6 protein-coding genes are annotated in these 8,713 nt (G+C 43.5%); 4 read left to right on the top strand and 2 right to left on the bottom strand.

Going from position 1 to position 8,713, the window contains the following annotated elements; all coding sequences use genetic code 11:
* Positions 1-81 precede the first annotated feature (81 nt).
* The 3 genes from WAO38_RS05120 to WAO38_RS05130 are packed head-to-tail and all read left to right on the top strand — an operon-like array spanning position 82 to position 5,724.
* Positions 82-1,212: an efflux RND transporter periplasmic adaptor subunit gene (locus WAO38_RS05120; RefSeq protein WP_373023368.1), complete on the top strand. Its 1,131-nt coding sequence runs from the start codon at positions 82-84 to the stop codon at positions 1,210-1,212.
* A 2-nt stretch (positions 1,213-1,214) separates the two neighbouring features.
* Positions 1,215-4,343 carry an efflux RND transporter permease subunit gene (locus WAO38_RS05125; protein WP_299894705.1) on the top strand — a complete coding sequence of 1,043 codons (3,129 nt, stop codon included), beginning with the start codon at positions 1,215-1,217 and terminating at the stop codon, positions 4,341-4,343.
* Positions 4,333-5,724 carry an efflux transporter outer membrane subunit gene (locus WAO38_RS05130; RefSeq protein WP_299894700.1) on the top strand — a complete coding sequence of 464 codons (1,392 nt, stop codon included), beginning with the start codon at positions 4,333-4,335 and terminating at the stop codon, positions 5,722-5,724. Before WAO38_RS05125 ends, WAO38_RS05130 begins: the two co-directional genes overlap by 11 nt.
* Positions 5,725-5,894: 170 nt before the next feature.
* On the opposite strand, the gene WAO38_RS05135 is transcribed toward WAO38_RS05130, so the two are convergent.
* Entirely contained in the window at positions 5,895-7,448 is a 1,554-nt protein-coding gene (locus WAO38_RS05135) for a sensor domain-containing diguanylate cyclase (RefSeq protein ID WP_422234980.1), read from the bottom strand.
* A gap of 206 nt (positions 7,449-7,654) precedes the next feature.
* Between WAO38_RS05135 and WAO38_RS05140 the strand changes: the two genes are divergently transcribed.
* On the top strand, positions 7,655-8,110 hold the full coding sequence (locus WAO38_RS05140; RefSeq protein WP_299894695.1) for a MarR family winged helix-turn-helix transcriptional regulator: 456 nt from the start codon (positions 7,655-7,657) through the stop codon (positions 8,108-8,110).
* A gap of 6 nt (positions 8,111-8,116) precedes the next feature.
* On the opposite strand, the gene WAO38_RS05145 is transcribed toward WAO38_RS05140, so the two are convergent.
* Positions 8,117-8,605, bottom strand: coding sequence for a MarR family transcriptional regulator (locus WAO38_RS05145; protein WP_299894692.1), 489 nt, complete (start codon positions 8,603-8,605; stop codon positions 8,117-8,119).
* Positions 8,606-8,713 lie beyond the last annotated feature (108 nt).

Raw genomic sequence — 8,713 nt, forward strand, 5'->3', positions numbered from 1 at the left:
AAAGGTGAATATAAGGCGAATATAGCTATCTTTCTAGCAAGATTTATTGATATTTATCGACACAATTCATTAGGAGAGAGAATGAGACTTATTACAAATCCGATACTTTCGACAGGTGCGGCCATCCTTATCGGACTGATACCGCTATCGTTGCAAGGAGCCCAAAAAGCACCTGCCGCACAAACACAATCCGCTCCGAAAGTGGATGTCTATAAAGTCGGTTCGGCTCAGCCGATTCCGATTACGTTTGCTTACCCGGCACGTCTAAACGCAATGGCGAATGCTACGGTAACCTCGCGGATTACCGGAGTATTGACCCAAAAGCTCTACACCGAAGGGAGTTATGTCAAAAAAGGGGATCTGCTTTATCGGATTGAGCCGGACAGTTATGCGGCATTGGTGAATGAGCGAAGTGCCGATCTGGAAGTTAAAAAAGCGGCACTTACCAACGCGCAGAGGGATTGGGAACGGGTTGAAAACCTGTTTAAAAACAATGCGATCAGCAAGAAAGAGTACGATGCGGCTCTCTCGGCCTATGAGATAGCGAAAGCCGACGTTTCTTCTGCACGAGCGCGGCTTCAGTCGGCAAAAATCGATTTGAACTATACCGCTGTCAAAGCGCCGATCAACGGAATCGTCGAAATGAAACAAATCGATGTCGGCAACGTCGTTACGGCGGGGACACCGTTGGTCAGCATCACGCAGGTCGATCCGATCTATGCGGAATTCTCAATTCCCGATGTCGATGTCCGTAAAGCGGGAGGTTCGCTGCAAACTCTTGCTAAAGGGGAGAAGCTCAAAGTAGCCTTTAATTACAACGGTGCGATCTACACGGGATTCGTCGACTATGTCGCTCCCCAGATCAATACCAATACCGGAAGCATCAAAGTCCGAGCCCGTTTGAAAAATCCGCTCAACGTACTGATTCCCGGAGCGTTCGGGCGGATTAATATCGTGGGAGTTCATACGGATGCAGCAATCACGGTTCCCCAAAAAGCGGTACTGCAAAACAAAATGGGGACGATCGTAATGGTTGTCGATAAAGGGGTCGTCGGGATACGTCCGATCAAACTCGGTAAAAAAAGCGGCGATAATTTTATCATCGAACAAGGTCTAAAAGCGGGAGATACCGTCATCGTCAATAATTTTTTCCGTATTCAGCCGGGAGCTCCCGTTACAATTGACAAAGTCGTCAATTCCGAAGGGAAATAAGCATGTTTTCCAAATATTTTATCGATCGGCCGATTTTTTCAACGGTATTGTCGGTTATCATCATTTTAGCAGGTTTGATCGGTCTCAACAAACTGCCGATTCAAGAATATCCGGCCGTCGTTCCGCCTCAAATCATGGTTCAGGCGACCTATCCCGGTGCGGATGCCGAAACGCTGGCGAAAACGGTTGCGGCACCGCTCGAAGATGCGATCAACGGTGCCAAAAATATGATCTATATGAGTTCGACCGCCTCACCCAGCGGAACACTCAGTATCAGCGTAACGTTCGCGACGGGAACCAATCCGGCCGCGGCGAATGTCGATATCAACAACCGTGTCCAGGTAGCGTTGACCAAGCTGCCCGAAGAGGTAAGACGCCAGGGGATCAGCGTACGGGAGCGTTCACCCGATATGTTACGGGTCATCGGATTTACCTCGAAGGGTGGAGTCCATGATGCGTTGTGGCTGAACAACTACGCGTTGATTAACGTTATGGATGATATCAAACGGATCAAAGGGGTAGGAGACGCCTTTTTGTTCGGGAGCAAAGAGTATGCCATTCGGATTTGGCTCCGTCCCGATAAGATGGCTGCCTATAATCTGACTCCAAACGACGTTTTGGGGGTGATTGAGGGGCAAAACGTCCAAATGTCCGCCGGACAGATCGGAGAAGAACCGGTCGCATCCAAGCAGGCATTTAACTATACCGTTACGACGGAAGGGCGGCTCAAAACGGCCGAAGAGTTCGGCAACATTCTGGTCCGTACCAACGAAGACGGATCGTCGCTCCATCTCAAAGACGTTGCCCGCGTTGAGCTCGGTGCCGAGCGCTACATGCTCAAAGGGATGCTGAACAAACAGGATATGGCGGTTGCCGGGGTGTTCTTGGCTCCGGGTGCGAATGCATTGGAAGTATCGGCGGAACTGGACAAAGTACTCACCGAAGCCTCCAAAGAATTTCCGAAAGATGTGCAATATACTTCGTTGTACGACACGACCAAATTCGTCCAAACGTCGATCAACGAGGTCAAGCATACGCTCCTTGAGGCATTTATCATGGTTGTTATCATCATTTACCTCTTTTTGGGGAACTGGCGTGCGACGATCATTCCGGTACTGGCGATTCCGGTCTCAATCATCGGGACATTTGCCGGTTTGTATATGGCGGGGTTTTCGATCAATCTTTTGACTCTGTTTGCCCTTATTCTCGCGATCGGTTTGGTTGTCGATGATGCTATTGTCGTTATCGAAAACGTCGAGAGGGTTTTGAGGACGGATGAGAAAATAACTGTCAAAGAAGCGACGGTCATAGCGATGAAAGAGATCGCCGGACCGGTTATCGCAATCGTATTAGTTCTCTCTGCCGTTTTTATCCCTGCCGGACTGAGCGGAGGATTTAGTGGGGTAATGTATCAGCAGTTCGCGATGACGATCGTCATTTCCGTCGCCATTTCAGGGTTGGTCGCATTGACGTTGACGCCGGCATTGTGTGCCGTCTTTTTGAAAAAACATGAACCTGAGCCGATCTTCTTTATTCGACTCTTCAACCGTTTTTTCGATCGCTTGACACTGTGGTTCAGTGCCGGAGTCAAAAAAATGCTTCGCTATGCGGCGCTGAATGTTTTGATATTCGGAGTGATGATCGCTTCGGCGGTCTGGATGACACAGAAACTTCCGACGGGGCTTGTCCCGGGTGAAGACAAAGGGATCGTACTGGTCCTCTCATATCTGATGCCGGGAGCATCGCTGGAGCGGACGGTCAACGCCCAAAAAGAGGTGATTGGAACCGCATTGTCAAACCCGAACATCGACTACGTCGGAGCGATGAGCGGTATCGATTTCGCGACATTTGCGTTTAAATCCGATGCGGGGGTCGCTTTTGCGGGGCTGAAAGATTGGTCGCTTCGAAAATCTCCCGAACAGGAGTCTACGGCTCTTGTAGGCTCTTTGATGGGGCAGTTTTCACAGAACAAAGAAGCGATGGTTATCGCGGTCAATCTTCCCGCTATTATCGGTATGAGTTCGACCGGCGGTTTCGATATGTATGTCCAAGACCGAAAAGGGGGAGATATTCAGGACCTGAGCAAATATGTCTCTCAAATCGTCGCGGAGGCGAACAAACGTCCCGAGCTCAGAGCCGTACGGACGACGATGAATACGGAAGTCCCTCAATACCATATCACGATCGATAAAGACAAAGCCAAGGCGATGAATGTTGAAATTTCCGATATCTATAAAACCTTGGGGACTACATTCGGTTCCGGATATGCAAACGATTTCAATATGTTCGGGCGCGTTTATCATGTCAACTTGCAAGTCGAGTCGAATTATCGCGACGATGTGGAAGATTATAGCGACGTATTCGTCCGTTCCGCTAACGGTGCGCTTATTCCGATCAGCTCACTGGTTGATGCCGAACGTGTAGTGGGACCGAGTGTCATTCAGCGCTTTAACATGTTTACGGCGGGACAGATCTCTGCCGAACCGGCTCCGGGGTACAGCTCGGGAGAGGCGATGCGGATCATTGAAGAGATATCGAAAAAAACATTGCCGGAAGGGTACTCCATCGCATGGACGGGTACGGCATATCAGGAGAAAAAACTGGCCGAGGAAGGGAACAATACGTTTGTGTATGCGATTGTCTTTATCTTTTTGATCCTTGCGGCACTGTACGAGAGCTGGAGCATTCCGTTTGCGGTATTAATGACCGTCCCTTTCGCTCTGCTCGGAGCATCGCTCGGGGTCTATTGGCGCGGGCTGGAAAACGATATCTATTTTCAGGTCGGGCTGGTGACTTTGGTCGGACTGGCAGCTAAAAACGCTATTTTGATCGTAGAGTTCGCACAGCAAAAACTCAAAGAGGGGATGAGTCTGTACGATGCTACCATCGCGGGTGCGACGATCCGGTTTCGTCCGATCGTTATGACCTCTTTGGCGTTTATCGGCGGTACCATTCCTCTCGCAATCAGTACGGGAGCGGGAGCCAACAGCCGTCATATCATCGGAACGACGGTGGTAAGCGGTATGACAATGCTAACCGTTGTCGCGATATTTTTTATTCCGCTCTTTTATTATTTGATTATGAAACTGACGAATAAGTTTAAACGTAAAGAGGCTCAACATGAAGCGTAATATCCCTTTATTATTGGCGACCGCCTTGGCAATCGGCGGTTGTTCGCTGGCACCGAATCTTCAGATCCAGACTCCGGAGCTTCCGACACAGCTGGAAGATAACAATACGACCGCGCAAATCGTGACGGCCGTGTGGTGGAAACGTTACCAAGATCCCTCTCTCGATGCTCTGATCGAAGAAGCACTGCGTAACAGCGACGATTTGAAACTCTCTATCAGCAACGTCAATACGGCGAAAGCATTGCTAGGACTGAGTGAGGCGGAACGCTATCCTGCCCTAAACGCATCGGCATCGGCGAATCGCCAAAAGACAAGCCAAGAATCGCTCTCTCCTATGGGCGGTATGATCTATAATACCTATGGCTTGTCGGCGACGCTGGGATATGAAATCGATTTTTGGGGAAAACTGAAAAATCGGGAATCTGCCGCTTTGTCCGAGCTTACGGCAACTCAGGCCGATCGGGATACGGTTCGTATTACATTGATCAGCAGCGTCGCCGAGACCTATTTCAATCTCGTAGCGATCAAACGGCAAATCGAGATCACCGAACAAAGCGTCGAGTCGTTTAAAGAAGGGTACGAATACCGTCTTCGCCAACACCGTTTCGGTGAGATCGACGCTTTGACGCTTGAGCAGGCCCACACGCTCTATGCCAATGCCAAACTCTCGCTTGAAGGGCTCAAAGAGTCGAAAGTGTTGAATGAAAACGCATTGGCGGTTTTAATCGGGCGTACTCCGAAAGAGATGAGCGAAATGGGATTTACGACGGTCAAAGAACTTCCGAAACCGCTTACTATTCCTGCTGCAATCCCCTCCGATCTGCTCCAAAGACGTCCCGATATCCGCTCGGCAGAGGAACTGCTGCGTGCGGCAAATGCCAACATCGGTGTCGCAAAAGCCGCGTATTTCCCTTCCATTTCATTGACGGGAAATATAGGTCTGGAGAGTTCGGAGCTGAACCGTCTTATGCAAAATTCTGCGGGAGTGTGGGGGATCGGACCTTCACTAAACGTCCCTTTACTTGATTTCGGACGGATAAAAAATCAAGTTGAAAGTTCTGAATCCAAAAAAGAGACGGCGCAAATCCAATATGCCAAAAGTGTCAAAAATGCTTTTAAAGAGGTCTATGATTCTCTGAAAAAGATCGAATCTTCCAAGGCAAAAATTGTAGCACAGCAAGAGGGTGAAGATGCCTATGCCAAACTTTCTACATTGTCCGAAATACGCTATAACGCTGGATATGTCGATTACTTGAATGTGCTTGAGGCTAAAAGGGGGGAATTAAATGCACAGGTGAATTTGGTGGCACTGCAAGCACAACTGCTGTCAAACCAGATTACTCTCTACAAAGCCCTTGGTGGCGGTTGGAAATCAGAATGATTTCGAACTTCTTTTTACGTAATGCGGCATTGAAGCAACGGGTTAATTTATAATCTATCAGCTACGTCAAGAAAATTGTCATCAGATTGTACATAGCAGAATGAACAATCTGATGGACTTCTCCAGCTTCTGTCAAAAAAACTGGGATTCTACTTATTAACCGCCATATACTATACTACCACTACTTTATTCTTACCACTTGTTTTTGCAGAATAAAGTGCATCATCCACCCTTTTTAAAAATGAGTCTGTCTTCTCATCATTACGAAATGTTGCAACACCAAAACTGGCTGTTACCTTGCCTACATCTTTAAAAATATGGCTTTCTATAGCTTGACGCAACCGTTCTGCTAAAACAAGCGCTTCTTTTGATGGAATATCCGTCTGAAGAATCATAAACTCTTCACCTCCCCATCGAGCAATTAAATCGCTTTCCCTAATATTCTCTTTGCCTATTTGCACTATTTTTTTTAAGACATCATCACCAATTAAATGCCCATAGGTATCATTGACTTTTTTAAAATTATCTATATCAAATAAAATAACTGAGAGTTCGATATTATATCGCTTTGCTCGATCCACCGAGTACTTTAGAACTTCATCAAATTTCATACGATTGGCAATTTCAGTTAATGTATCCACAGAAGCAAGTTGTTCATATTTTTGTTCAAGGAGCATATGCTCTGTTACATCTTTTCCTGTGGATACAAAAGAGACAATTTGACCTTTGTTATTAGTTATAGGTGCAATTGCTTTGTATTCATAGTAAAGTTCACCATCTTTCTTTTTATTAATAATGTAACTTCTAAAAGTATCCCCATTTAAGATAGTCACCCATAAATCTTCATAGAAGCTTTGTTGCTGTGCACCTGATTTTATAATGACAGGGGTTTTCCCATATGCTTCTTCCTTTGTAAAACCTGTCTGCTGCTCAAAAGCAGGATTTGTATATAAAATGATGCCATTTCGGTCAGTAATAATAACACTATCTCCACTCACTTCAAGTGCTTTTGAAAGCTGAATTAGTTGTGATTCAACTTCAAGCCGGGATGTTCTTAATAAGGCGATAGATATATAGGCTAATATAAAAGCACATGTTGCACGGAAAAGCTGAATAGGTAAGCCTATATATTCTTGGAAAGTAGCCGTGTTTATAATGGAAGCCATCCCAGTAGGAGCAGCGGGAACTATAAAGCCTGACAAGAATCCATATATTAAAAATGTGATGCTGAATAACAGTAAATACCGCTTTTGGTCTTCAGAGAATGTGTGAGAATTTTTATATAAATAATATCTATAAGCGGTCAGAAAAGTAGCGGGAATTGCAAGGAGATATCTCGCATAAATATTACCTGTTAAATATATATCATGACTGCTCAAAGTAATCAGTAATGGGATGATTGCCCACAACATAAAAATAATTATTATATGCGAGTAAGACAACTTCTTATAATAATCGATCAAAGAGACTAGCCCAAAGTAAAACAAAAATAGAAAAGAAATCGGTATCAATATAAAATTTAATAAATTGAAAACATCCAGATTAGACGGTTCCACTATCTTGAATATCTCTATCCATTCGGTAGCACCATGAACAATACCGAATAATCCCAATAACCATATGTTTTTTAGTAATGAATTCTCTTCCAGCCTTTTCGGATACAATAATATAGCTAAACCGAATGAAAAAAAGGAGAGTCCATAAATAAAATATATATAAAGCACACCACTCCTTTTTTTAGATAATCCCTTATAAACGCGTATGTTAGCGAAGCTCTCGAAGGGGTTCAGCCACTCGTTTTTTCATTACGCCTGAGTCCGAATAAATTATTATATAGTATCATATCATTCTAGAAAGATATGATACTATATGGTAATTGGGTCATCTAGTGTATCTCATAGAAATTAAATTTCATAGAGGTTGAAATCATATGATGGAAATAAACAAATTTTCGAATATCCGTAATGGAGAATCTATAGGGTTTGTCTTGCGTATTTTAATGAATCACCTATCACAATCTTTAAGCCATATATTCCAAAAAAATGGAATCACGTCTACTGAATTTTTGGTATTGCGAGAAGTATTTGAAAATGAATCGATTTCTTCTTGTTCTATTGCGTTACATCTAAAATTAAACAAGGGGTCTATTTCAAAAATTTTAGATCAATTGGCTTATAAAAAATTGATTAAAAAAGAAATATCTTCTTTAGATAAACGTGTACAAAAAATATTTCTGACTGAAAAGGCTTATAAAACACTTCCGGAGTTAGCAGCGTTAATACAATTAAAAGAAAAAGATATATTTGCAATATTAACTGATTCTGAAAGAAATACTTTGTACTCATTAGTCGAAAAAATCGTGAGTGCACAAAATGAGCATTATTAAGGATTGCTAATTATCATCTATTAATAATGCGTACGCTAATTTTTTAAAGGCATTTTCAATTACTACTTTTTCACTTTCCTCTAGAATACTTAGAAATTGCGATTGATATTCTGCAATGGCCAAAAGAGCTTGTTTGATTAGAACTTCCCCTTTTACTTCAAGCTGTACCAACAGACTTCTTTTGTCTATTGACGAAGGAATACGTGAAATAAGTTCTTTTTCTTCAAGTCTTTTAAGTACCTTAGTCATTCCTCCAGAAGAAAACAACATTGCCTCGTATAACTCGGTTGGAGAAAGAACTTTGTTATTAAAAAACAATGTCACTAAAACATCACTGTCGGAACGAAGCAATCCAAAATGAGAAAGTGATATATCTGTTTTATCCAAAATAAATTTATCAATTAAAATCATAGGCAATATTATTTTCCATGCGTCACTATTTTTAGAAAAATCTATTGCATTGTTCAAAATGTTATCAAGATGAGTTTTATTCATTTGAAAAGGATAGCCTATTTTGTGTTAAATACGTTATAAGTTTAGAGACCTGTGTAGCTATATTTTCTCTTTTATGCTTTATTTGTTAGCACCTTCGAGCCACCTAAG

It is taken from the genome of Sulfuricurvum sp., assembly GCF_049277495.1.
Lineage (GTDB): Bacteria > Campylobacterota > Campylobacteria > Campylobacterales > Sulfurimonadaceae > Sulfuricurvum.